Origin of the sequence: Xylophilus sp. Leaf220 (assembly GCF_001421705.1) — a bacterium.
Lineage (GTDB): Bacteria > Pseudomonadota > Gammaproteobacteria > Burkholderiales > Burkholderiaceae_C > Xylophilus.
In genome coordinates, this window is sequence record NZ_LMKO01000002.1 from 137,964 (window position 1) to 161,079 (window position 23,116).

General features: G+C 71.8%; 22 protein-coding genes and 1 pseudogene. 11 read left to right on the forward strand and 12 right to left on the reverse strand.

Annotation, left to right across the window (positions count from 1 at the left end):
* Positions 1 to 207 precede the first annotated feature (207 nt).
* The 10 genes from cueR to ykgO form a co-directional block, all read right to left on the reverse strand.
* A complete protein-coding gene (cueR, locus tag ASE76_RS05495; protein ID WP_055835990.1) occupies positions 208 to 645 on the reverse strand; it encodes a Cu(I)-responsive transcriptional regulator in 438 nt (145 codons plus the stop codon).
* The gene (locus ASE76_RS05500; protein ID WP_055835994.1) at positions 642 to 836 is read right to left on the reverse strand and encodes a heavy-metal-associated domain-containing protein; all 195 of its coding nucleotides are present in this window, start codon (positions 834 to 836) and stop codon (positions 642 to 644) included. Before ASE76_RS05500 ends, cueR begins: the two co-directional genes overlap by 4 nt.
* Before the next feature lie 57 nt (positions 837 to 893).
* Complete coding sequence (locus ASE76_RS05505; protein ID WP_055835997.1) at positions 894 to 1,451, reverse strand: DUF3299 domain-containing protein; 558 nt, start codon at positions 1,449 to 1,451, stop codon at positions 894 to 896.
* A gap of 32 nt (positions 1,452 to 1,483) precedes the next feature.
* Positions 1,484 to 2,320 carry an aminoglycoside phosphotransferase family protein gene (locus ASE76_RS05510; protein ID WP_055836000.1) on the reverse strand — a complete coding sequence of 279 codons (837 nt, stop codon included), beginning with the start codon at positions 2,318 to 2,320 and terminating at the stop codon, positions 1,484 to 1,486.
* Between the two features lie 13 nt (positions 2,321 to 2,333).
* Positions 2,334 to 3,605 (reverse strand): ABC transporter permease, encoded by a 1,272-nt coding sequence (locus tag ASE76_RS05515; protein ID WP_055836003.1) that lies wholly within the window; start codon positions 3,603 to 3,605, stop codon positions 2,334 to 2,336.
* On the reverse strand, positions 3,602 to 4,309 hold the full coding sequence (locus ASE76_RS05520) for an ATP-binding cassette domain-containing protein (RefSeq protein WP_055836005.1): 708 nt from the start codon (positions 4,307 to 4,309) through the stop codon (positions 3,602 to 3,604). Before ASE76_RS05520 ends, ASE76_RS05515 begins: the two co-directional genes overlap by 4 nt.
* Before the next feature lie 4 nt (positions 4,310 to 4,313).
* A complete protein-coding gene (locus ASE76_RS05525; protein ID WP_236698346.1) occupies positions 4,314 to 4,898 on the reverse strand; it encodes a DUF2796 domain-containing protein in 585 nt (194 codons plus the stop codon).
* Positions 4,899 to 4,988: 90 nt separating this feature from the next.
* Entirely contained in the window at positions 4,989 to 5,195 is a 207-nt protein-coding gene (locus ASE76_RS05530) for a hypothetical protein (RefSeq protein WP_055836008.1), read from the reverse strand.
* Positions 5,192 to 6,418 (reverse strand): zinc metallochaperone GTPase ZigA, encoded by a 1,227-nt coding sequence (gene zigA, locus ASE76_RS05535; RefSeq protein WP_055836013.1) that lies wholly within the window; start codon positions 6,416 to 6,418, stop codon positions 5,192 to 5,194. The genes ASE76_RS05530 and zigA overlap by 4 nt, the downstream gene beginning before the upstream one ends.
* 3 nt (positions 6,419 to 6,421) lie before the next feature.
* Entirely contained in the window at positions 6,422 to 6,571 is a 150-nt protein-coding gene (gene ykgO, locus ASE76_RS05540) for a type B 50S ribosomal protein L36 (protein ID WP_055836016.1), read from the reverse strand.
* A gap of 117 nt (positions 6,572 to 6,688) precedes the next feature.
* Here ykgO and ASE76_RS05545 point away from each other — a divergent pair, with 117 nt between their 5' ends.
* The 6 genes from ASE76_RS05545 (at position 6,689) to ASE76_RS05570 (ending at position 15,970) form a co-directional block, all read left to right on the forward strand.
* Positions 6,689 to 9,025 (forward strand): cation-translocating P-type ATPase, encoded by a 2,337-nt coding sequence (locus ASE76_RS05545; protein WP_055836018.1) that lies wholly within the window; start codon positions 6,689 to 6,691, stop codon positions 9,023 to 9,025.
* Between the two features lie 190 nt (positions 9,026 to 9,215).
* On the forward strand, positions 9,216 to 10,886 hold the full coding sequence (locus tag ASE76_RS05550) for a methyl-accepting chemotaxis protein (protein WP_055836019.1): 1,671 nt from the start codon (positions 9,216 to 9,218) through the stop codon (positions 10,884 to 10,886).
* Positions 10,887 to 11,128: 242 nt separating this feature from the next.
* A complete protein-coding gene (locus ASE76_RS05555) occupies positions 11,129 to 12,658 on the forward strand; it encodes an iron-containing redox enzyme family protein (protein WP_082448035.1) in 1,530 nt (509 codons plus the stop codon).
* A gap of 145 nt (positions 12,659 to 12,803) precedes the next feature.
* The gene (locus tag ASE76_RS05560) at positions 12,804 to 14,228 is read left to right on the forward strand and encodes an FAD-binding oxidoreductase (RefSeq protein ID WP_055836022.1); all 1,425 of its coding nucleotides are present in this window, start codon (positions 12,804 to 12,806) and stop codon (positions 14,226 to 14,228) included.
* A 69-nt stretch (positions 14,229 to 14,297) separates the two neighbouring features.
* Positions 14,298 to 14,750, forward strand: a complete 453-nt coding sequence (locus tag ASE76_RS05565; protein ID WP_055836025.1) for a MarR family winged helix-turn-helix transcriptional regulator — start codon at positions 14,298 to 14,300, stop codon at positions 14,748 to 14,750.
* A 35-nt stretch (positions 14,751 to 14,785) separates the two neighbouring features.
* A complete protein-coding gene (locus ASE76_RS05570; RefSeq protein ID WP_055836027.1) occupies positions 14,786 to 15,970 on the forward strand; it encodes an FAD-dependent monooxygenase in 1,185 nt (394 codons plus the stop codon).
* A gap of 60 nt (positions 15,971 to 16,030) precedes the next feature.
* Here the strand turns inward: ASE76_RS05570 and ASE76_RS05575 are convergent.
* Positions 16,031 to 17,170, reverse strand: a pseudogene (locus tag ASE76_RS05575) (GGDEF domain-containing protein); the annotation flags it as partial.
* Between the two features lie 352 nt (positions 17,171 to 17,522).
* On the opposite strand from ASE76_RS05575, the gene rutA reads away from it, so the two are divergent.
* The 5 genes from rutA to rutF all read left to right on the forward strand — a co-directional run bounded on the left by rutA (position 17,523) and on the right by rutF (position 21,503).
* Complete coding sequence (rutA, locus tag ASE76_RS05580) at positions 17,523 to 18,638, forward strand: pyrimidine utilization protein A (protein WP_055836033.1); 1,116 nt, start codon at positions 17,523 to 17,525, stop codon at positions 18,636 to 18,638.
* Positions 18,639 to 18,648: 10 nt separating this feature from the next.
* Complete coding sequence (rutB, locus tag ASE76_RS05585) at positions 18,649 to 19,401, forward strand: pyrimidine utilization protein B (protein ID WP_082448036.1); 753 nt, start codon at positions 18,649 to 18,651, stop codon at positions 19,399 to 19,401.
* Between the two features lie 172 nt (positions 19,402 to 19,573).
* A complete protein-coding gene (rutC, locus tag ASE76_RS05590) occupies positions 19,574 to 19,960 on the forward strand; it encodes a pyrimidine utilization protein C (RefSeq protein WP_055836035.1) in 387 nt (128 codons plus the stop codon).
* A gap of 134 nt (positions 19,961 to 20,094) precedes the next feature.
* Positions 20,095 to 20,901, forward strand: a complete 807-nt coding sequence (gene rutD / locus ASE76_RS05595; protein ID WP_055836037.1) for a pyrimidine utilization protein D — start codon at positions 20,095 to 20,097, stop codon at positions 20,899 to 20,901.
* A 38-nt stretch (positions 20,902 to 20,939) separates the two neighbouring features.
* The gene (rutF, locus tag ASE76_RS05600) at positions 20,940 to 21,503 is read left to right on the forward strand and encodes an NADH-dependent FMN reductase RutF (protein WP_055836040.1); all 564 of its coding nucleotides are present in this window, start codon (positions 20,940 to 20,942) and stop codon (positions 21,501 to 21,503) included.
* 133 nt (positions 21,504 to 21,636) lie between these two features.
* Here the strand turns inward: rutF and ASE76_RS05605 are convergent, their stop codons facing one another.
* Positions 21,637 to 22,884: an MFS transporter gene (locus tag ASE76_RS05605; RefSeq protein ID WP_082448038.1), complete on the reverse strand. Its 1,248-nt coding sequence runs from the start codon at positions 22,882 to 22,884 to the stop codon at positions 21,637 to 21,639.
* Positions 22,885 to 23,116 lie beyond the last annotated feature (232 nt).

Sequence of the window (23,116 nt, forward strand, 5' to 3'; positions counted from 1 at the left end):
ACGAGCTACGAAATCAGTAGCGCGTGGCCGATGTGAATCAACCGTTTCAGGGCCTTTCGTGCCTGAAACGCATGCTGGCTGCCGACCGCGTGCTATCGATTTTGAAAGACTGGGGCTTCTGCGGCCTGCTGCCGTCTTCGTTGCGCTGCAAGATGCATGGCAGCCGGCCGGCAGACGGCGCCGACAGCCGCCTCTTTTCCTCCCGCATCAGGCCCGTGCCAGATCGTCCAGGATCGGGCACTCCGGCCGCGCGTCGCCGTGGCAGCACGCCACCAGGGCTTCGAGGCTGCGCTGCATCGCCTGCATCTCGGCCACCCGGCGCGCCAGGTCGTCGATGTGGCGCTGGGCGATCTGCCGCACCTGGGCGCTCGCCCGGCCGCGGTCCTGCCACAGGCCGACCAGGGCGGCGATCTCGGCCATCGAGAAGCCCAGGTCGCGGGAGCGTTTCACGAAGCGCAGCGTGTGCACCTCGGCCTCGCCGTAGAGTCGGTAGCCGCCGTCGCTGCGGGCCACCGCCGGCAGCAGGCCCAGCGCCTCGTAGTGGCGCACCATGCGGGCCGACAGGCCGGCCTGCCGCGCCGCCTCGCCGATGGTGGCCCCGGGGCCGGAGTTCGGGCCCGGCACTGCCGCCCGCACCACGTTCATGCCGCCCGGTAGCCGGCGTTCTCGATCGCCAGGCGCAGGCTCTCGCGCGGATGCTCGCTCAGCACGTCGACATGGCCGGTGGGCAGGTCGACCGTCACCTGCGCCTGCGGGTCGATCGCCTGCACCGCGTTCTGGACGGCCTGGGAACAGTGGGCGCAGCTCATGCCCTGGACTTCGAATTTCTGGCTCATGGAAACCTCGCGGAAGAAGGGTGGGGAACGGGCCGCAAGCACGCGCGGCCCGGGCCCTCATTTTTTACGGTAACGGGTCACACTGTCGGCCACCATGGAATAGGCGCTGGCGCCCATGTCGGAGCTGCCGCGCGCGAGGCCCAGCGTGCCGTTGACCCAGACCGCGTCCATGCTGCGGAAGCCCTTGGCGGGCGGGTCGATCTTCACCAGCACGATCTGGTTGGCCGGCGGCGGCGGGGTGTGGATGCAGGCGCCGAAATACGGCACCAGCAGGAATTCGGACAGCCCCTGCCGGCCCTCTTCCAGCGGCACGACGTAGCCCGGCATCCGCACCCGCCGCCCGTCCATCGCGGCCACGGTCGGCGCCTCGTCCCAGACCTTGCGCATCCGCTCGTAGAGCTTCTGCACCCGCGGGTCGGAATCGGGCGCGGACGAGAGGTTCTGCAGGTCCTGGAAGGACTTCATCGGGTCCCAGTCCGGCGGCACCAGGTCGTCCCACGCGATCGGCTTGAACGGGTCGGCGGCGCGGGCGGTGGCGGCGGTGGCGAGAAGGCCGGCGGCAGCGGCCTGCAGCAGCAGGCGGCGGCGCGGGTCGTGGGGGGTGGCGTGGGGCATGGGTGCGATTTTCCGTGGGACGGGCCCGGCCGTCATCCGTCCAGCGCGTGGGCCGCCAGCGCCGCGACCCGGAGGGGGACGGCCGCGAGCGGATCGCCCTCGGCGATGCACCAGGAGGCCGACAGGCCGGACCAGGCCAGGATCCAGAGCAGCAGGCGCCCGCGGTCCAGCCCAGCCGCGTCGGACACGGCATCCAGGCGCCGCCCGAACCGCGCCGGATCGGTCGCCAGCGGCCGCGCCGGATCGGCCAGGTCGGGGTTGGTGAAGATGTTGGCGAAATCGAATCCCCGCTCGCCGTGCAGGCCCGCGGGATCGATCGCCAGCCAGCCGCGCGGCCCGAAGTCGAGCACGTTGCCGTGGTGCAGGTCGCCGTGCAGCACGCCGACCTCGCGCGGGCCGTCCTGCAGGACACGCGCCGCATTCGCGCAACGGACCAGGATGCCGCCCTGTGCGGCCGCCGTGGGCGCGAGGTCGGAGAACCAGTGCTTCAGCGGCACCAGCGCGGGCGGCGGCGTGGCGCGATCCGCATGCAGCTGCGCGGCCACGGCGCACAGGATCCGGCACGCTTCGACATCCCGCCCCGCATGGGCCATCCCGGCGAGCGACCGGGTGCCGGTGGCACGCTCCATCAGCACCGCGTCCCCTTCCTGCCGCAGCACCCGCGCCGCGCCGCAGCCGTCCCACCAGGCCATGAGCGCGCCGCTCCGCCGCCCGTCCGGTCCGGCCTCAAGCCTGAGCATGGCCGGCGCGCCGCACGCCACGACGGGCAGCAGGCAGGCGTCGCGCGTGGCGACCGGTGCGCCGTCGGGCAGCAGCTCCCACCGGTCCAGATAGGGTCGGTACGTCGCCGAAACGTCATGCGCGCTCACCGGAAATGGCCTCCTAGTGCCGCGGCGACAACCCGTCTGCCAGCGACAGCCGGTAGGCGCGCCAGCCGGGCAGCAGGCCCGCCAGCATGCCCGCGGCGAGCAGGCCGCCCGCCAGCCAGGCCTGCAGGGCGGTGGGCTGCCGCCACTGCAGCGACAGGCCGTAGGCCGACTGCAGCCAGGGCGCCAGCGCCACCGCCGCGGCCAGCAGCAGGCCCGCGCCCGCCAGGATGCCGGCTCCCGTGACCAGCATGCCCTCGACCGCCAGCAGCGCCACCAAATGCGCCGGCGTGGCGCCGACGGCGCGCAGCACCGCCAGTTCGCGCCGGCGCTCCTGCAGGCCGGCCAGCACCACCGCCACCAGGCCGGCCATGCTCACCGCGGCCACCAGGCCCGACATCAGCAGCAGGCCGCGCTCGCCCGCGCCCACCACCTCCCACAGTTCGTCGAGCGCCACGCCGGGCAGCACCGCCATCAGCGGCTCGTCGGCGAAGGTGTTGACGCGGCGCTGCACCGAAAAGACGGCTGCACGGTTGTCGAGCCCCACCAGCGCCGCGGTGACGGCGCGGGGCCGCAGGTCGCGGCCGCGGACATCGGGCGCCGCCGCGGCCCGCGCCGCCGACGGCGGCAGGCCACCCATCCAGTCGAGGTGCAGCGCCTCCATCGCCTCCAGGCCGATGTGCACCGTGCGGTCGACCGGCGTGCCGGTGCGGGCCAGCACGCCGACGACGGTGAAGGGCTTGTCGGCATGCTCGGCGCCGTCGAGCTCGCCGCTGCCGTGGGCCAGCACGATGCGCTGGCCCGTGCGGTAGCCCAGCCGCTCGGCCACCTCGGCCCCGACCACCGCGTCGAACAGGTCGGAGAAGGGCGTGCCCTCGGCCAGCCGCAGCGGCTGGCGCTCGCCGTAGCGCATGTGGGTGAAGTAGGCCGGCGTGGTCGCCAGCACCGGGAATCCGTGGTGCGAATCGCCCAGCGACAGCGGCACCACCCAGGCCACGCGCGGCTGCCGCTGCAGGGCCTCGACGCTGCTCCAGCGGATGTTGTTGGTGGCCGAGCCGATGTGGAACACGGCATAGAGCAGCAGCTGGACCGGCCCGGTGCGCGCGCCCACCACCAGGTCGGTGCCCGAGATGGCCGAGGTGAAGCTGTCGCGCAGGTCGGTGCGGATCCGCTCCACGCCCAGCAGCATGAAGGTAGAGAGCGCGATCGAGGCCGCCACCAGGCCCAGCGTGAAGCGGCGGTTCCAGGCGCTGCGCGCGGCGAGCGCCAGCAGGAAGCCGGCTCTCATGCGCCGCCTCCGGCCGCGCGGTTGAGCTCGGGCAGCGCCACCGTGCGGCCGAAGCGCTGCGCGATGCGCCGGTCGTGGCTCACGAAGACCAGGGCGCTGCCGGCCGCGGCGCATGCGGCCAGCAGCCGGTCGAGGAAAGCGTTGCGCAGGTCTTCGTCGAGCGCGCTGGTGGGCTCGTCGGCGATGACCAGGGCCGGCGGGCCCACCAGCGCGCGGGCCGCCGCCACCCGTTGCTGCTGGCCGACCGACAGGCTGCGGGCCGGCCGTCCCCAGAGCGCCTGCGGCAGCCCCATGCCCTCCAGCCAGGCCTGCGCGTCGGCCGTGGCCGAGCCGGCGCGCGCGGTGGCCGCGGCCGTACGGGCGGCGGAGAAGCGGCAGGGCAGCAGCACGTTGTCGAGCACGCTCAGGTAGGGCAGCAGGTTGAACTGCTGGAAGATCAGCCCGAGGTGGTCGACCCGGTGGCGGTCGCGCCGGGCCGCGCCCAGCGCGCGCCAGTCCCGGCCCTGCAGCCGCACCGTGCCGGCCTGCGGCAGCAGCACGCCGGCCATCAGCGACAGCAGGGTGCTCTTGCCGCAGCCGCTGGGGCCGTGCAGGAAGAGCGTCTCGCCCGCGGCCACCACCAGCGACGGGATGTCCAGGCAGTCCTGCGCGCTGCGCGGCCAGGCGAAACGCACGTCCGAGAGTTCCAGCAGGGCCGGCGCCATCGCCTCAGCGCCCCCAGCCGAGCCGCGGCGCACGCGGCGTGAGCGTGCGCCTGAACTGGCCCTGCGGCGTGGCGGCCTGCACTTCCACCGCGCGCAGCCCGGGAAAAGCCGCGAACAGCCCTATATCGACGAAGCGGGCGCGGTCGGCCTGCCGGCACTGGAAGCGGAGGGTGGCGTCGAGATCGGCATGCGCGGCCGCGCCGGCGTTCCGGTCCTGCTGCGCCGCTGCGGTCGCCGCGCCCAGGCCCAGCGCAGCGGATTCCAGCTGCACCTCGGCCAGGGTGCATCCGGCGGCCGGGTCCACGGCGAACAGCGCATCGGCCGCACGCAGCCGCGCCACCATCTGCGCCACGCGCTGGCGCTCGGCCTCGGTGCGCGGCGCGCGCTCGAAACCCACCAGACTGTCCAGCGGGGACTCCAGCGCCAGCGTGAGGGTGTCGCCCTCGACCGCCAGATCGAGCCGGGCGCGGCCATGCTCATGCGCATGCTGCGCCGGCGCCTGGGCCCAGGGCGCGGGCAGGGCCAGCAGCAGGGCGGCGGGAAGGGACATGCGCAGCAGGCGCTGCGCGCAGGAAAGTGACAGCGGCATGGGGGCATCGAGCTCGAGATGGCGGACGGCCGGGGCGGAAGCATCTGGTGCGGCCGCGGGTCAGCGCGGTATTTTGAACGGCCTGCGGCTTCAGGCCAGCTGCGCCCGTGCCTGCTCGAACCAGCCGACCACCCGCTGCCAGTGCGTATCGCCGTAGAGCCGGCGAAAGCGCACCGTCTCTTCGGCCCGGATGTCCTGCCACACAGCCAGGCGCGCGGCCACGAAGGCCGGCGTGAGCGGGATGCCGCACTCGGCCACGATGCAGTGGCGCCACTGCGCGAAATCGGCCGGGATCATCCGGCGCCTTCCCAGATCGGAAACGGATCGTCATACGCCAGCCAAGCGCGCGGGCCCCGGGCCATCTCGGCGTCGGTCAGCAGGCAGGCATCGAGCCGGCGGCGCAAGGCGGGCTCGTCCATCTCGATGCCGATCAGCACCAGTTCCTGGCGCGCATCGCCCACGCCGTCCTGCCAGTGTTCGCGGATCAGGGCCTGCGACTGCGGATCCTGCGGCCATTCGGCATCGGGCACGGCGGCCCACCACAGGCCTGCGGGCCCGTGCCGGCAGACGCTGCCGGCCTGCGACCAGTTGCCGGCGAACGTCGGCCGGCTGGCCAGCCAGAAGAAGCCCTTGGATCGCACCACGCCCGGCCATTCGCTTTCCACCAGCGCGAAGAAGCGCTGCGGGTGGAACGGCCGGCGCGCCCGGTAGACGAAGCTGGCGATGCCGTAGGCGGTGGTCTCGGGCAGGTGCTGGCCGCGCAGCTCGCGCAGCCAGCCGGGCGCGCGGGCCGCCTCCTCGAAGTCGAACAGGCCGGTGTCGAGGACGCCGGCCAGCGCCACCTGGCCGAAGGCGGCCAGCTGCACCCGCGCCCGCGGGTTGAGCGCATGGAGCACTTCCACCAGACGGTCGCGCTCGGCGGGCGTCACCAGGTCCACCTTGTTGAGCACCAGCACGTCGCAGAACTCGATCTGCTCGACCAGCAGGTCGACCACGGTGCGGCCGTCCTCGTCGCCCATCGACTGGCCGCGCGACTGCAGGCTGTCGCGCGAGCCGTAGTCGCGCAGGAAGTTGCAGGCGTCGACCACGGTGACCATGGTGTCGAGCCGGGCGACGTCGCCCAGGCTGCGGCCGTCCTCGCCGAGGAAGGTGAAGGTCTCGGCCACCGGCAGCGGCTCGGAGATGCCGGTCGATTCGATCACCAGCTGGTCGAACCGGCCCTCGGCGGCCAGGCGGCCCACCTCCAGCAGCAGGTCTTCGCGCAAGGTGCAGCAGATGCAGCCGTTGCTCATCTCGACCAGCCGCTCGTCGGTGGGGGACAGCTCGGCGCCGCCCTGGCGCACCATGGCCGCGTCGATGTTGACCTCGGACATATCGTTGACGATCACCGCCACCCGCCGCCCCTCGCGGTTGTGCAGGATGTGGTTGAGCAGCGTGGTCTTGCCGGCGCCGAGAAAGCCCGACAGTACCGTGACCGGAAGGCGCCTGTCGGCCGTGCGCCGGGGGGTGGCGGTGCGCACCGGTCAGCGCTTGTGGCGGTTCTTGGCGCCGCCCTGGCGCGCCTTGAACCGGGGGTTGGACTTGCAGATCACGTAGGTGCGGCCCCGCCGCGTGACCACCTGGCAGTCGCGGTGGCGCTGCTTGGCTTCCTTGAGGGACGACAGGACCTGCATGGGGACGCTCCGAAGAAATGGACAGGTCGCCAGCTTAAACGATATTGCATTATCAATAAAGGTTGCAGGGTCCGGGCCGCTTGACCTTGCCACGGTGGCAAGCCTTAGCCTTGCGGCATGCGCACCACCGTCCCTCCCGTCTCTTCCTCCCCCGTCACCGTGCTGCCGGTCGATCTCGCGATCGGTGGAATGAGCTGTGCCTCCTGCGTCGCGCGGGTGGAAAAGGCGTTGAAGGCGGTGCCGGGCGTGCAGGACGCGGCGGTGAACCTTGCGACCGAATCCGCCCGCGTCACCGGTGGGCCGGAGGGTGCGGACGTGGACGCGGCCGACTGGCAGGCGCGGCTGCGCCGCGCGGTGCGGGACGCGGGCTACGAGCCGCGCACCGCCGAAGCGGCCGAGGCGGCCGCCGCCGCCGACGGGTCGCCGTGGGCCGGCTTCGGGCCGGTGGCCGCGGGTATCGCGCTGTCGGCGCCGCTGGTGCTGCCGATGGCGGCCGGCGCGCTGGACGGTCACTGGATGCTGCCGGCCTGGGTGCAGCTGCTGCTGGCGGCACCGGTGCAGTTCTGGCTGGGGGCCCGCTTCTACCGGGCCGGCTGGCATGCGGTGCGGGCGGGCGCCGGCAACATGGACCTGCTGGTGGCGCTGGGCACCTCGGCCGCGTTCGGCCTGTCGCTCTGGCTGTGGTGGCGGGCCGCGCCGGGCGAGATGCCGCACCTGTATTTCGAAGCCTCGGCGGTGGTCATCACCCTGGTACTGCTCGGCAAGTGGCTGGAGGCCCGTGCCAAGCGCCAGACCACCGCCGCGATCCGGGCGCTGCAGGCGCTGCGGCCCGTCACCGCCCATGTGCTGCGCGGCGCCCGCGAGGTCGACCTGCCGGTGGCCGAGCTGCTGGCCGGCGACCGGCTGGCGGTGCGCCCCGGCGAGCGCATCCCGGCCGACGGCCGGGTGCTGGAGGGCCGCTCGCAGGCCGACGAATCGATGCTGACCGGCGAGCCGCTGCCGGTGGACAAGGCGCCCGGCGACACCCTCACCGGCGGCGCGGTCAACGGCGACGGCCGGCTGGTGATGCAGGTCTCGGCGACCGGCGCCGAATCGGTGCTGGCCCGGATCATCCGGCTGGTGGAGGACGCGCAGGCGGCCAAGGCGCCGATCCAGCGCACCGTCGACCGGGTGGCCGCGGTGTTCGTGCCGGTGGTGCTGGCCATCGCGGTGCTGACGGTGGCCGGCTGGTGGCTGGCCGGCCACGGCATCGAGGTGGCGCTGGTGCATGCGGTGGCGGTGCTGGTGATCGCCTGCCCCTGCGCGCTGGGCCTGGCCACGCCCGCCGCGCTGATGGCCGGCACCGGCGTGGCGGCCCGCCACGGCATCCTGATCCGCGACGCCGAGGCGCTGGAGCGGGCGCAGAAGGTCGATACCGTCGTCTTCGACAAGACCGGCACCCTCACCGTCGGCCGGCCGAAGCTCGTGGCGCTGGAGGCGGCCGCCGCGGCCGCCGACACACCGGCGATGGAAGGCTCCGAACTGCTGCGCCTGGCGGCCGGCCTGCAGGCGGGCAGCGAGCATCCGCTGGCCCGCGCGGTGGTGGCCGCCGCCGAGGCGCAGGGCCTAGCGCTGCCGGCGCTGGACGGCGCCCGCGCGGTGCCGGGCCGCGGCACCGAGGGCACGGTCGAAGGCCGGCCGTTGCTGCTGGGCAGCCTGCGCTGGATGGAGGCGGAAGGCGCGATGCGGCCCGCCACCGATGCCCGCGCGGCCGACGACGCGCCGGCCGCCGCCCTCGCCCGCCGCGCCGCCGCGCTGCAGGCCGGGGGCCACACCGTCTCGGCCCTGGCCGAGCGCCTGCCCGGCCGGGCCGCGCCCCGGCTGCTGGGCCTGCTGGCCTTCGGCGATGCGCCGCGGCCCGGTGCGCGCGCCGCACTGCAGGTCCTGCGGGCGCGGCCGGTGCGGCTGGTGCTGCTGTCGGGCGACAACCGCGACGCCGCCCTGGCGATGGCCGCGCGCCTGGGCCTGGCCGCCGACGAGGTGCAGGCCGAGGTGCTGCCCGCAGGCAAGGCCGAGGCGGTGCGCGCGCTGCAGCAGGAAGGCCGCAAGGTGGCGATGGTCGGCGACGGCATCAACGACGCGCCGGCGCTGGCCGCGGCCGACGTGGGCATCGCCATCGGGAGCGGCACCGACGTGGCGATGCAGGCCGCCGGCATCACCCTGATGCGGCCCGACCCTGCGCTGGTGGGCGCGGCGCTCGACATCGCCCGGCGCACGGTGGCGAAGATCCGGCAGAACCTGTTCTGGGCCTTCGTCTACAACCTGGCCGGCATCCCGCTGGCGGCCTTCGGCCTGCTGAGCCCGGTGGTGGCGGGCGCTGCGATGGCGCTCAGTTCGGTCAGCGTGCTGGCCAACGCGCTGCTGCTGCGCCGCTGGACGCCGGCCCGTACGGCCGAAACCGAGGGTAAGCCCTAGGCGCCTGCGTGGCGATTTTCACGAAATCGGGATTCAGTCGGACAACATCCGGTCGAAAACACCTGAGCGCTGGCAAACTCTTCACGCCTTTTACATATCCCCACGCCTCTGCGGCGTCTTTGAAGATATCGCGGTCGATCGCACGAGCGGTCGCGCCGGGGGAGCCAGCCGTTTCCAGGGAGTGTCGAACATGGGTTTTCTTTCGCTGCGCCGGTACACCATCCGGTTTCGCATGTATGGCGCCATCGGCGTCGTGCTCGTCCTGCTGTGCCTGCTGGGCGGGGCCGGGGCCATCGGGATGCTGCGCATCCAGCAGATGGGCGAGACGACCATGGGCGCCGCGGCCCGCGCCACCGAGCAGATGGCCGAGCTGCGCAGCGCGATGGCGGCGGTGCGGATCACCGAGAAGGAAATGATCATCCAGTACGAGCGTGCCGAGGCGGTGAAGGCCCAGCGCGCCAAGTGGATCGAGGCGCAGGACCGCGCCGAGAAGGTCGGCAAGGCCTTCATCGAAGGCCGCAGCGCCGAGGACGCCGCGCTGATGAACGGCCTGCTGCAGAAGCTGGGCGCCTACCGCCAGATGTTCACCGGCGTGGCCAACCAGCTGGAGAGCAGCGGCTACGAATCCGCCACCACCGCCAGCCGGATGAGCACCCGCGCGGTGGCCGAGTACGACGCTGCCGAGAAGCAGCTGGCCGCCCTCGAGGCCGGCCAGCGCCAGCAGCTCGACAACGCGCTGGCCGAGCAGCGCCAGGTGGCCCAGCAGACGCTGATGCTCTTCGCCGGCATCGTCGCCCTGATGGTGCTCACCGTGGTGCCGCTGACGGTGCTCAACATGCGCTCGATCTGCGGCCCGCTCGAAGTGGCCCGCCGCTCGGCCGAGGCGATCGCCGGCGGCGACCTGTCGCAGCACATGGCCGTCGAGGGCAAGGACGAACTGGCCGACCTGCAGCGCGCGCTGGCCGGCATGCAGCAGGGCCTGGGCGCGATGGTGGCGCAGGTGCGCGACTCCAGCGAGAACATCGCCACCGCCAGCCAGGAGATCGCCACCGGCAACCAGGACCTGTCGGGCCGTACCGAGCAGACCGCCGGCAACGTGCAGCAGACCGTGTCCTCGATCTCCGAGCTCAGCGGCAACGTGCAGCAGACCGCGTCGTCCGCGCAGCTGGCCAACCAGCTGGCCTCGACCGCATCGACCGCCGCCACCCGCGGCGGCAGCGTGGTGCAGCAGGCCGTCGCCAGCATGCAGGAGATCGCCTCTTCCAGCCGCAAGATCAACGACATCATCGGCCTGATCGACTCGATCGCCTTCCAGACCAACATCCTGGCGCTGAATGCGGCGGTGGAGGCCGCCCGCGCCGGCGAGCAGGGCCGCGGCTTCGCGGTGGTGGCGTCGGAAGTGCGGGGCCTGGCCCAGCGCTCGGCCGAGGCGGCCAGCGAGATCAAGGGCCTGATCAAGAACAGCGTGTCGGCGGTCGACGGCGGCGTGCGCCTGGTGGAAGAAGCCGGCTCGGCGATGAAGGAGATCGTCGGCAGCGTGCAGCGGGTGAGCGACGTGATCAGCGAGATCACCGCGGCCGCGGCCGAGCAGTCGGCCGGCATCGGCGAGGTCAGCCAGTCGGTCACCGACATCGACCACATGACGCAGCAGAACGCGGCCCTGGTGGAAGAGTCGGCCGCCGCCGCCGAATCCCTGCGCGAGCAGGCGGCACGGCTGGCCGAGGTGGTGCGGCAGTTCCGCCTGGAAGACGGCGCGGTGCAGGCGATGCGCCTGCAGACCGCAGGCCAGGATCCGCTGCGCCGCGGCGCCAGCGCCGCACCCGCGGTGCCGATGGCGGGCCGGCCCTTGCTGGCGGCCTGAGCCCCGAGGCTGCACGGAACGTGCGGCCTGCGACGATGCGACGAGCGCCCTGCGGGGCGCTTTTTTTTTGGCCGATGCGGCGCATGGATGGCATGGACTACTGGGCATTTTCCCAGCCGTAGGAGACTTCCCACGGGGGTACCGGCCCCGGACCGATAGAGCGGTGGTGCCCCGGCCACGAGAGTCGCATTTCGTTGACGAATCCCGCACATCTGCGCCCCCGGGGCGCCCCCGAGGTCCACATGCTTGCACTCTCCCACCCTGCCGAAACCGCGTCCGCCGCGCATCCCGCCCTGCATGCGAACGGCGCTGCGCCCTGGCAGGCCGGCGCAGGCCAGGCACCCGCCAACGACCCGGCCGCCCGGACCGACCGCGCCCACTACGAATCCCTCTGGAACCACCCGGAGGACGCACAGGCCCTGGCCGCGTCGCGTGCCTGGCTCGATGCCCGGCTGGTGGATGCGTCGCGGGTCGAATGCGCCCTGCCCGACAGCATCGACGGCCTGGCCGCCTGGATGGAATCCAGCACCGCGTCGGTCGGCGCGCGCTACCAGGAGTACCTGGCCGAACGAAAGGCCGGCGCACCGCGACGCTTCTTCCAAAACCGCTCGCACGCCCTCGCGTTCCTGCGCGGCGTGGCGCCTACCAAGATGGTCGACGGCGCCTGGCTCTACGGCGTGCTGCGCCACTGGCAGAACCCGCGCTATGCCGACCTAGTGCGCACCTACATCGAAGAACTCGGCGATGGCCGGGCCGACCGCAACCACGTGCTGCTGTTCCGCCAGTTGCTGGCCACCCACGGCCTGGAGCACTGGCAGGACCTGCCGGACGACCACTACACCCAAGGTGCGATCCAGCTCGCGTTGGCGGCCCATACCGATGCGCTGCTGCCCGAGGTGATCGGCTTCAACCTGGGCTACGAACAGTTGCCGCTGCACCTGCCGATCACCGCGTACGAACTGAACGAGCTGGGTATCGACCCGTACTACTTCACGCTGCATGTCACCGTCGACAACGCCGACACCGGCCACGCCCTGCGCGCGGTGCAGGCAGTGCAGGCCGCGATGCCGCGGGTGGGCGACCCCGACGCCTTCTGGCAGCGGGTGCGCAACGGCTTCCGGCTCAACGAGCTGGGTGCCAGCACCAACAGCGTGATCGGCGGCTTCGACATCCAGGACGAGGTAGAGCGCATCTTCCAGCGCAAGAGCGTGGCCGGCCACGGCGCGCATTCGGACTACTGCCGCGTGGCGGGCCGCAGCGTGAACGACTGGCTGTCGGAGCCGTCGCAGATTCCGGGCTTCCTGCAGGCGCTGGAGCAGAGCGGCTGGATCGTGCGCAACGCCCCGCCGCAGGAGAGCCGCTTCTGGCGCCTGCTCGACGGCGACCATGCCGAGATGTTCGGCGTGTTCAGCACCTACGAACTGCAGGTGATCCAGGACTGGCTGCGCGGCGACGCCAGCGCCGACGGCGCAGCGCTGGTGCCCCCCTCTGCCGCACCGGTCGCTCCCGAAGGGACGACGCCGCTGCGACGCCCCCGCAGCTTCCGTGCGCAGCAGCGGCTCGACAGTGCCCGCAATGCGAGCGCCGCGGCCGCGCCGTCGCCCGAATCGATGCTGGACGTGGACGTCGACGCGCTGCAGGTCCAGATGGCCCAGGCGCCCGACAGCCAGACGCTCGCCCGCCTGCTGGTGGCGGAGATGGCCCCGTCGCGCCACTGGATGCCGGCCGGCCTGCTGGCGACGCAGCGCTTCGTCGCGCTGGCCCACGTCTAGGCGGCCGCTTCGGCTACAGAGCCGGCCTGCAGGCGCGGGTCGCGCATACGGCAACGAGATGCAGGGGATAGGGGTTGCGCCGCTGTCCCCTTCTGCCGTGCGGCGCAGAATCGGGGGCTGCCATCCAGAACCGGAGACCTGCCCCATGAATGCCCCGCTGTCGTCGTCCCAGCTCCTGCCCGCGCTGGCCCTGCGCGACGTGCCGCCCGCCATGCTCGACGCCCTGTCGACCCGCTTCGGCGCCCAATGCTCCTTCGCCGCGGCGGTGCGCGAGCAGCATGGCCGCGACGAATCGTCCTTCATCGCCCCGCCGCCTGCGGCCGTCGTGTTCGCTGAAAGCACGCAGGACGTGGCCGATGCCCTGCGCATCGCCGACGCGCATGCGGTGCCGGTGATCGCCTTCGGCAGCGGATCGTCGCTCGAAGGTCATCTGCTGGCGGTGCAGGGCGGCATCAGCGTCGACGTGTCGCGGATGAACCGGGTGCTGCGGCTCGATGCTGAAGACCTCACCGTCACCGTGCAGCCGGGCATCAGCCGCAAGCAGCTCAACGAGCAGATCAAGGACACCGGCCTGTTCTTTCCGATCGACCCCGGGGCCGACGCCTCCATCGGCGGCATGGCCGCCACCCGCGCCAGCGGGACCAACGCGGTGCGCTACGGCACCATGCGCGAGAACGTGCTGGCGCTGGAGGTGGTCACCGCCCAGGGCGAGGCGATCCGCACCGGCACCCGCGCCCGCAAGTCGGCCGCGGGCTACGACCTGACGCGGCTCTTCGTCGGCAGCGAAGGCACGCTGGGCGTCATCACCGAGGTCACGCTGCGCCTGTACCCGCTGCCCGAGGCGGTGTCGGCCGCGGTCTGCTCGTTCCCGAGCATCGAGGCCGCGGTGCGCACCACCATCCAGACGATCCAGATCGGCGTGCCGATCGCCCGGGTCGAGCTGATCGACGCCAACACGGTGCGCATGGTCAACGCCCATTCGCGCACCACGCTGCGCGAAGAGCCGATGCTGCTGATGGAGTTCCACGGCTCGCCCGCCAGCGTGAAGGAGCAAGCCGAGACGGTGCAGGAGATCGCGGCCGAGTTCGGCGGCAACGCCTTCGAATGGGCCAGCACGCCCGAAGAGCGCACCCGGCTCTGGACGGCCCGGCACAACGCCTACTTCGCCGCGATCCAGTCGCGGCCCGGCTGCCGCGCCATCTCCACCGACACCTGCGTGCCGATCTCGCGCCTCGCCGACTGCCTGCTCGACTCGATCACCGAGGCCGATGCGAGCGGCATCCCGTACTTCCTGGTGGGCCACGTGGGCGACGGCAACTTCCATTTCGGCTACCTGATCGACCCCGACAGCGTGGAGGAACGCGCGACGGCCGAGCGGCTGAACCACACCCTGGTCGAGCGTGCCCTGCGGCTGGAAGGCACCTGCACCGGCGAGCACGGCATCGGGCTGCACAAGATGGGTTTCCTGGTGGACGAGGCCGGCGCCGGCGCGGTGGACATGATGCGCACCCTGAAGCGCGCGCTGGACCCGAAGAACATCATGAACCCGGGAAAGATCTTCGCGATGTAGTTCGCGCACCGCGCGGGCGACACGGCTCGCAGCCCCTTCGTCGACCGCGGCACGCTCTATGCTCGGCCCATGCATCCAAGCATTCATCCTCAGGCTGCGGTCGCACCGGGCTACCTGGCGAACCACGCCGCACGCGTGTTCAATCGGCTGGTGGATGCGAAGCTGCGCGACCATGGCCTGACGCTGGCCCTGATCGGTCCGCTCCTTCTGCTGTCCTGGAAAGGGTCGATGCTCCAGAAGGATCTGGTGCAGTTCTCGGCCGTCAAGCAACCCGCCATGGTCGCCCTTCTCGACAAGCTCGAGTCGTCGGGCCTCATCGTGCGCGAGGTCACGCCTGCCGACAAGCGCGCATCGACGGTCCACCTCACCGCCGCGGGCGAGGCGGCTGCCGGCATCGGCCGCGAGATCCTGCTCGAGGTCAATGCGGTGGGTACGACGGGGTTCTCCGAGAAGGAAGCCGCAGCGGTGGTTCGGCTGCTCACCCGGATGATCTCCAACCTGGAAAACTCGACCGCATCTTAAATATCATGCATGATGCAATTTTAAGGAGTTGCACCATGTCTCGTCGAATTCTGGTGACCGGCGCCAGCGTGGCCGGAACCACTGCGGCCTGGTGGCTGGCCCGGCACGGTTTTTCAGTGGACGTCGTCGAGAGGGCATCCTCCTTTCGCGACGGCGGACAGAATGTCGACGTGCGCGGCGCGGCGCGCGAGGTGCTGCGCCGCATGGGCCTGGAAGACGCCGCCTTCGCGCGCAGCACGCGGGAGCTCGGCACCGACTGGGTTGCGGAAGACGACAGCGTCATCGCCCGATTCGAGGCCGGCGACTCGGGCGCGGATCGGGGACCGACCGCCGAGATGGAGATCCGGCGGGGAGACATCGCCCGGATCATCTACGACGCGGTGGCCGCACGCGCGAACTTCCGTTTCGGAGACAGCATCGCCGATGTCCGGCAGGACGGCGACGGTGCCGACGTCCGGTTCGCCAGTGGCCGCTGCGAACGCTACGACGCCGTGGTCGTGGCCGAGGGTGTCGGCTCCCATACCCGGGAACTGCTATTTCCCGGCGAGAACCGCCCGCGGTGGATGGACATGACCATCGCCTACTTCAGCATCCCGAGCCAGCCGGGGGACAGTGCCTACGCCCGCCAGTACAACACCGTCGACGGCCGCGGAGCCACGCTCAAGCCCTCGCGCGATGGCAAGGTGGGCGTCTACATGGGGATTCAGAAGCCGCCGGAGGGTGAGCATGAATGGGACGTCGACCGGCAGCGGCGCTACATCGCCGAGCAATTCGCCCACGACGGATGGGAATTCCCTCGCATCCTGCAAGAGCTGCAAGGCGTCGACGACTTCTATTTCGATGTCCTGCGCCAGGTCCGCATGGACCGGTGGTCCGATGGCCGCGTCGTGCTGACCGGCGACGCCGCCTGGTGCCCGACTTCGCTGTCCGGCATCGGCACCACGCTCGCCATCGTGGGCGGCTATGTGCTCGCCGGCGAACTGAGCAAGGTGTCCGATCCGGTGACGGCTTTTGCCGCATACGAGAAGCTGATGCGCCCTTTCGCGGAAGAGGGCCAGAACGTGCCGAAGCTGCTCCCGCGGCTTCTGTGGCCGCACTCGGAAGCGGGCCTGGCCGTCATGCGTACCGCCATGCGCATCGCCAGTACGCCGCTCGTCCGCAAGATGGTCGGCAACAGCTTCGCTCGCGACTCCGACGGGATCGATCTGCCGCGGTACTGATCGCGCGACCACGACGGACTTGCGCGACTCGCGATCGGCCGTGCGGCTGCCCTGCTGCTACGGGACGAGCTCCATTCGGTTCCGTCCCTTGCGCTTCGATGCGTAGAGGGCCTCGTCGGCCCGCTTGAGCCAGTGCGACAGCTCCGTTCCGGGCTGGTCGAACAGGGTCGCGCCGATGCTCAGGGACACGGGATCCGGCGTCGCGTACAGCGCCCGCGCCTGCTGCGCGAACGCCTCGCGCAGGTCCTGGCCCAGCGCCTGCGCGGCCGCGGCGGAGGTGCTGCGCAGCATGATCACGAACTCGTCCCCGCCCAGCCGCGCGGCCAGCGCTCCCCGGGGCACCGCGGCGCGGACGAGGTCGCTCAGCGTCACCAGCAGGCGGTCGCCGGCATCGTGGCCGTGCAGGTCGTTGACCTGCTTGAAGTGGTCGATGTCGATCAGCAGCAGGGCGCCGGGACTGGCGACGGAGGCCTGCTGCAGCAGCTCCGGTGCGCGCAGGTAGAGCGCGCGGCGGTTGTCCAGCGAGGTGAGCGGATCGCGGGCGGCGATCTGCGCGATATGTTCCTCGCGGCGATGGCGCTCCGTGCCGATCATCGACATCGCGAGCAACATGATCGCCATGGCGCCTTCCACCAGCGAGACCAGGATCACCGCGCCGCGGAAATTGGCCAGGTTCACGAAGGCGTCCAGCGCCAGGGCCGACCCGCCCTTGGCGAGGTAGAACAGGCCGTGCGCCAGCAGGACCGAGCGCAGCTGCGCCGCGCCCACGCTCAGCGCGCCGCCCTGCGGGCGCAGCAGCAGGGCGGCGCGCAAGGTGACGGCCGAGATGAGCAGCGACTGGATGCCGAGCATCACCTTGGACCACCAGGGCCCCTCGGGCAGCGACAGCATCGCCAGCCAGACGACGACCAGCAGCCACCAGGCGTGCGAGAGCCGGGCGTGCGTGAATCGGGCGACGCCGACCAGGAACAGCCAGTGCGCCGCGATCAGCAGGCCGTTGGGAAACCAGATGCCGAACAGCACGTAGCCACGGGACCGCAGCAGGGCCAGCGTGCTGCCCACCGCGATGATCGCGAACCCGGTGCTCCACAGCAGCAGCGAGCGTTCGCGCACGCTGCTCCATTCCATGACCAGATACAGCGCCGACGCGGCGGCCATGGCCGTGGTGAGGACCAGCAGGGTGAGGGGATCGAGGACCATGGACGAGGGAGGTATCGGCGCAGGCGGCTTCGCGCGAGAGCCGCCGGGTGAAGGCATGCACGGGAGCGAATCGGCTGCCGGGCAGCGACCGCCGGGGCCGGCGCCTCGGCAAGCGAGGGGGTCGCGCCCGACGCGCATTGTCGCAGGACGGGTTGCCGGTCGGACCGGATGCACCGCCACCGCACATCCCGCACCGAATGGGTGGCGCCGCCACCGTCCGAACGAACCAGTTTGGACCATTTGGTCAAAACAAATCGGCCAAACGGCCGCAAGCCCTTGATTCAGAAAGACTTCTCGAACCTGGCACAGCGCATGCAAGGCAGTGGCATCTCCACCCCGCGGGCGCATCACCATGAAAGTCGGCATCTTCATCCCCATCGGCAACAACGGCTGGCTGCTGTCGGAGAACGCTCCGCAGTACAAGCCCACCTTCGCGCTCAACAAGGAAGTCACGCAGACGGCGGAGCACTACGGGCTGGACTTCGTGCTGTCGATGATCAAGCTGCGCGGCTTCGGCGGGAAGACCGAGTTCTGGGACCACAACCTCGAATCCTTCACCCTGATGGCCGGCCTGGCCGCGGTCACCACCAGGATCAAGCTCTTCGCCACCGCCGCCTCGCTGGTGATGCCGCCGGCCGTCGTGGCGCGCATGGCGGCCACCATCGACAGCATCTCGGGCGGCCGCTTCGGCGTCAACCTGGTGACCGGCTGGCAGAAGCCCGAGTATTCGCAGATGGGCATGTGGCCGGGCGACGAATTCTTCGGCTCGCGCTACGAGTACCTGGCCGAATACGCCCAGGTGCTGCGCGACCTGTGGGGCACCGGCAGGTGCGATCTGCAGGGCCAGCATTTCACGATGGAGGACTGCCGCGTCAGCCCGCTGCCGCAGGCCGACATGAAGATCATCTGCGCCGGCTCCAGCGGCGCGGGCATGGACTTCTCGGCGAAGTACGCCGACTACAACTTCTGCTTCGGCAAGGGCGTCAACACGCCGAAGGCCTTCGCCCCCGCGGCCGAGAAGCTGATCGAGGCCACCGCCAGGACCGGCCGCCACGTCACCACCTACGTGCTGGTGATGGTGATCGCCGACGAGACCGACGAGGCCGCCCGCGCCAAGTGGGAGCACTACAAGGCCGGCGCCGACCAGGAGGCGATCGCCTGGCTGGGCCAGCAGGGCGCGGCCGACACCAAGTCGGGCGCCGACACCAACGTGCGCCAGATGGCCGACCCGACCTCCGCCGTCAACATCAACATGGGCACCCTGGTCGGCTCCTACGCCAGCGTGGCCCGCATGCTCGACGAGATGGCCGAGGTGCCCGGCACCGAAGGCGTGCTGCTGACCTTCGACCACTTCGTCGAGGGCGTGAAGGCCTTCGGCGAGCGCATCCAGCCGCTGATGGCCAGCCGCACCGAGGCCGACAGCCCGGTGCCCTCGCAGGTGGCCGCCACCCAGGCGCTGGCCGCGTAAAGGCACCCGCATGACCACCCCCAAGACCAACGCCACCCTCACCTCCTCCAGCCCCGCCGGCGCGCCCGACGCGCTGCGCCCCGGCAGCGGCGCCCATGTGCTGCCGGCCCGGCCCGAGCCGCTGGCCTTCCACGCCGCGCAGACCGCGCTGGTGGTGGTCGACATGCAGAACGCCTATGCCTCGGTGGGCGGCTACGTCGATACCGCCGGCTTCGACATCTCCGGCGCGCAGGGCGTGATCGGCAACGTGGCCCGCGCCGTGGTGGCGGCCCGCGCGGCCGGCGTGCTGGTCGTCTTCCTGCAGAACGGCTGGGACGCGCAGTATGTCGAGGCCGGCGGCCCCGGCTCGCCCAACTGGCACAAGTCGAACGCGCTGAAGACGATGCGCAAAAAGCCCGAACTGCAGGGCCGCTTCCTGGCCAAGGGCGGCTGGGACTACCAGATGGTCGACGCGATCGCGCCGCAGCCGGGCGACATCGTGGTGCCCAAGCCGCGCTACAGCGGCTTCTTCAACAGCGCGCTCGACAGCACCCTGCGCGCCCGCGGCATCCGCAACTTGGTGTTCACCGGCATCGCCACCAACGTGTGCGTCGAATCGACGCTGCGCGACGCCTTCCACCTGGAGTACTTCAGCGTGATGCTGGAGGACGCCACCCACGAACTGGGCGGCCCCGCCATCCAGGCCGCCGCGGTCTACAACGTGGAGACCTTCTTCGGATGGGTGTCCACCGTGGACGCGTTCGTCGACACCGTCTCCCCCTGATTCACCCTTCCACGCTTTTTCAACCCACCCTCATTCGACCTGGCACGCCCCGCCTGACCAGGGCGCCGCGGAACGGGCTTTGCCCGGCCGCTGGCGCCTCCCCCCTTGCGCAGCAAAAGGGGGAAGGCGGACCGCGCAGCGGGGAGCCTGGGGGGTTCACTCGGAGCCTTCAATGCCCAAGACAGCCATCATCCCGCCCGGCACCGGCAAGCCCCTCGCCCCCTACGTGCCCGGCACCCTCGCCGACGGCATCGTCTACGTCTCGGGCACCCTGCCCTTCGACAAGGACAACAACGTGGTGCACGTGGGCGACGCCACCGCCCAGACCCGCCATGTGCTCACCACGATCCAGGGCGTGGTCGAGGCCGCCGGCGGCACGATGGACGACGTGACCTTCAACCACGTATTCCTGCGCGACTGGGCCGACTACCCGAAGATCAACGCGGTGTACGCCGAGTTCTTCCCCGGCGAGAAGCCGGCGCGCTACTGCATCCAGTGCGGGCTGGTGAAGCCGGACGCGCTGGTCGAGATCGCCTCGATCGCGCATATCGGCCGCTGACCCCCAGGCTGCGCACTGCGTGTCTCCGCCCGCCCCTTCACGGGGGCAGCACCCGCGGCCCGGCAAAGCCGGCTCCGCGGTGCTTCCGGCGAAAACACGCGTCGCTCCACACCGCATTTCGTACAAGGATTTTCATGACGCTCTACCACGAGGTGCACGGCCCGTCGGATGCGGCCGAGACGGTGCTGCTGTCGTCCGGCCTGGGCGGCTCGGCCGCGTTCTGGAAGCCGCAGATCCCCGCCCTGGCCGCCGCCGGCTACCGGGTGGTGGCCTACGACCAGCGCGGCACCGGCCGCAGCCCCGGCGCGCTGCCGGCCGGCTATTCCATCGCCCACATGGCCACGGACGTGGCCGAGGTGCTGGACGCCACCGGCACCGCGCGCTGCCACCTGGTGGGCCATGCGCTGGGCGGGCTGGTGGGGCTGCAGCTGGCGCTGGATGCGCCGCAGCGCGTCGCCAGCCTGGTGCTGGTCAACGCCTGGTCGCGGCCCAACCCGCATTCGGCGCGCTGCTTCGATGCGCGGCTGGCGCTGCTGGGCGCGCTCGGCCCGCGGGCCTATGTGGAAGCGCAGCCGATCTTCCTGTATCCCGCCGCCTGGTGCGCCGCGAACGCCGAGACGGTGCAGGCCGAGGTCGACCACGCCTTCGCGCATTTCCCCGGCGAGGCTGCGATGCGCACCCGCATCGCGGCGCTGCGCGCCTTCGACGTCGATGCGCGCCTGTCCGACATCTCCGCGCCCACACTGGTGATGGCCGCGATGGACGACACCCTGGTGCCCTGGACCATGTCGCGCCGCCTGGCCGAAGGCCTGCCGCGCGCCACGCTCGACCTGGTGCCGCATGGCGGCCATGCCCACAGCGTGACCGCGCCCGGGCCGTTCAACGACTGCGTGCTCGCGTTCCTGGCGCGGACCGTGGCCGCCACCCCGGTCGCGGCCTGACCGCGGCCCGTACACCTCTTCTTGCCGGAGCCTGGCCCATGCAGACCGCCCCCACCGCCACCCTCGCCGCCCGCAGCGCGGCGCCCACCGCCGGGCTTCCGGCCGGTACCGCAGCCGGCCTCACCCAGGGCGACTACCGCAACGCGATGGCCCGCCTGGGCGCGGCGGTCAACATCATCACCACCGACGGCCCGGGCGGGCGCGCCGGCTTCACCGCATCGGCGGTCTGCAGCGTGACCGACACCCCGCCGACGCTGCTGGTCTGCCTCAACCGCAGCGCCTCGGTGTACCCGGCGTTCCAGGCCAACGGCGTGCTGTGCGTCAATGCGCTCGCGGCCGGGCACCAGGGCATCTCCAACCTCTTCGGCGGCAAGACCCCGATGGACGAGCGCTTCGCCGCCGCACGCTGGACCCGCGCCGCCACCGGTGCGCCGATGCTGGACGCGGCCGCCGTCTCGTTCGACTGCCGGGTGAGCAGCCGGACCAGCGTCGGCACCCACGACGTGCTGTTCTGCGAAGTGCTGGCCATCGCGGTGGGCGACGCGGCGCACGGGCTGGTCTACTTCGACCGGCGCTACCACGAGATCGCGGCGGCGCACTGAGCGGCACGGCACGGGTGTCGCGCCGGGCACCCGGCTGCCGCCGGATCCATTGCTATTATTTTGATAGCTACAGGCCGGCGCCGCACGCCGGCCAGAGCCCGATTCCATCCATGACCCGGGCCCTCCACGCCCCTCAGGCCACCGGCACCCGCCGCGTCGCCACCATCCGCCCGTAGGCGAACACGATCGCCGCGGCCGCCAGCACCAGCGCGCCGCTGACCAGCATCGTGCGCGAGATGCCGTAGCCGTCGACCACCACGCCGCCGACCAGCGAGCCCAGCGCGATCGCCACCTGGAAGCCGCTGACCAGCAGGGCCTGGCCGGCCTCGGGGGCGTCGGGCACCGCCTCCATCATCCAGCCGGTGAGCGCCACCGGGATCAGGCCGAAGGCCAGGCCCCAGACGACGACCACCGCGGTGCCCGCCACCATGCCGGTGCCGGCCACGGTGGACAGCAGCAGCGCCGCGGCCAGCATCAGCGCGGCCAGCAGGGTGGTACCGCGCACGCTGCGCGCGACCAGGCTGCCGCCGACGAAGGTGCCGACGAAGCCGACCGCGCCGTAGACCAGCAGCAGCGTGGCCACCGCCGAGGGCGGCAGGCCGAAGACCTGCTGCAGCAGCGGCTTCAGGTAGGTGTAGGCGGCGAAGTGGCCGGCGATGAAGAACAGCACCGCCAGCAGCCCGACCTGCGCCATGCGGCGGGTGAGCGGCGTGAGCAGGTCGCGCGGCCGGATGGCGCGGGCCGGCGGCAGCGCGGGCAGCAGCCACAGCTGCACAAGCAGCACCGCGGTGGCCAGCGCGCCGGTGACGGCGAAGGCCGCCCGCCAGCCGGCGAGCGCCCCCAGGTACGCACCGGCCGGCACGCCCAGCACCGTGGCCGCCGAGACCCCCGCCAGCACCAGCGACATGGCCCGCGCCTTCGAAGCGGCCGGCACCAGCTGCGTGGCCGCCGCCGGCGCGAAGGTCCAGAAGCCGCCGACGCACAGGCCCAGCAGCAGCCGCGCGACCAGCATCGTGCCGAAGTTGGGCGCGAAGGCCGCCAGCACGTTGGAGGCGATCAGCAGCACCGACAGCGCGATCAGCACCGTGCGCCGGTCGAGCTTGCCCGAGGCGACGATCAGCGTCGGCCCGGCGAAGGCGGCCAGCACGCCGGGCACGGTGATCATCAATCCGGCGGTGCCGGCCGAGACGTCCAGGCCGGCGGCGATGTCGGTCAGCAGGCCGATCGGCATGAACTCGGTCGAGACGGTGGCGAAGGTGCCGACGGCGATCGAGCCGACCGCGAGCCAGGCGGCGCGGCCCGGGGCGGCGGCGGGCGGGGCGAAGGCGTCGGGCGACAGGCAGGGGTCGGCGCAGGGATGGGCGCTGGGTGCGTGGGTCATGGGAGGAGCGTCCTGGAGAGCGTGCGCCACGGCCCGCGGGCCCGGCGCGGGTGGCGGGGCAGCCGAGTGTGGCCGCGGGGCCGCGCCGGACCAAGACGGCGGGCGGCACCAGTCTGTTTCCCCCCGGCCAACAATCGGGCCCGCGCGGGGCGACGGGCGCCGCGACGGCGCGCCCGTCGTGCCTGCCAATATCAGAAAGAAAAGCAGCCCTGGCCGGCGTCGCACGCCGGCC

Bases quoted from the DNA above. Each gene is read 5' to 3' on its own strand.
- ASE76_RS05565 (WP_055836025.1), top strand. From the start codon at position 14,298: ATGCATCCAAGCATTCATCCTCAGGCTGCGGTCGCACCGGGCTACCTG.
- rutD (WP_055836037.1), top strand. From the start codon at position 20,095: ATGACGCTCTACCACGAGGTGCACGGCCCGTCGGATGCGGCCGAGACG.
- rutA (WP_055836033.1), top strand. From the start codon at position 17,523: ATGAAAGTCGGCATCTTCATCCCCATCGGCAACAACGGCTGGCTGCTG.
- ASE76_RS05525 (WP_236698346.1), bottom strand. From the start codon at position 4,898: ATGCCGCTGTCACTTTCCTGCGCGCAGCGCCTGCTGCGCATGTCCCTT.
- ASE76_RS05545 (WP_055836018.1), top strand. From the start codon at position 6,689: ATGCGCACCACCGTCCCTCCCGTCTCTTCCTCCCCCGTCACCGTGCTG.
- rutB (WP_082448036.1), top strand. From the start codon at position 18,649: ATGACCACCCCCAAGACCAACGCCACCCTCACCTCCTCCAGCCCCGCC.
- rutF (WP_055836040.1), top strand. From the start codon at position 20,940: ATGCAGACCGCCCCCACCGCCACCCTCGCCGCCCGCAGCGCGGCGCCC.
- ASE76_RS05555 (WP_082448035.1), top strand. From the start codon at position 11,129: ATGCTTGCACTCTCCCACCCTGCCGAAACCGCGTCCGCCGCGCATCCC.
- ASE76_RS05505 (WP_055835997.1), bottom strand. From the start codon at position 1,451: ATGCCCCACGCCACCCCCCACGACCCGCGCCGCCGCCTGCTGCTGCAG.
- ASE76_RS05500 (WP_055835994.1), bottom strand. From the start codon at position 836: ATGAGCCAGAAATTCGAAGTCCAGGGCATGAGCTGCGCCCACTGTTCC.
- ASE76_RS05605 (WP_082448038.1), bottom strand. From the start codon at position 22,884: ATGACCCACGCACCCAGCGCCCATCCCTGCGCCGACCCCTGCCTGTCG.
- ASE76_RS05560 (WP_055836022.1), top strand. From the start codon at position 12,804: ATGAATGCCCCGCTGTCGTCGTCCCAGCTCCTGCCCGCGCTGGCCCTG.
- ASE76_RS05530 (WP_055836008.1), bottom strand. From the start codon at position 5,195: ATGATCCCGGCCGATTTCGCGCAGTGGCGCCACTGCATCGTGGCCGAG.
- cueR (WP_055835990.1), bottom strand. From the start codon at position 645: ATGAACGTGGTGCGGGCGGCAGTGCCGGGCCCGAACTCCGGCCCCGGG.
- rutC (WP_055836035.1), top strand. From the start codon at position 19,574: ATGCCCAAGACAGCCATCATCCCGCCCGGCACCGGCAAGCCCCTCGCC.
- ASE76_RS05550 (WP_055836019.1), top strand. From the start codon at position 9,216: ATGGGTTTTCTTTCGCTGCGCCGGTACACCATCCGGTTTCGCATGTAT.
- ykgO (WP_055836016.1), bottom strand. From the start codon at position 6,571: ATGCAGGTCCTGTCGTCCCTCAAGGAAGCCAAGCAGCGCCACCGCGAC.
- ASE76_RS05515 (WP_055836003.1), bottom strand. From the start codon at position 3,605: ATGAGAGCCGGCTTCCTGCTGGCGCTCGCCGCGCGCAGCGCCTGGAAC.
- ASE76_RS05520 (WP_055836005.1), bottom strand. From the start codon at position 4,309: ATGGCGCCGGCCCTGCTGGAACTCTCGGACGTGCGTTTCGCCTGGCCG.
- ASE76_RS05570 (WP_055836027.1), top strand. From the start codon at position 14,786: ATGTCTCGTCGAATTCTGGTGACCGGCGCCAGCGTGGCCGGAACCACT.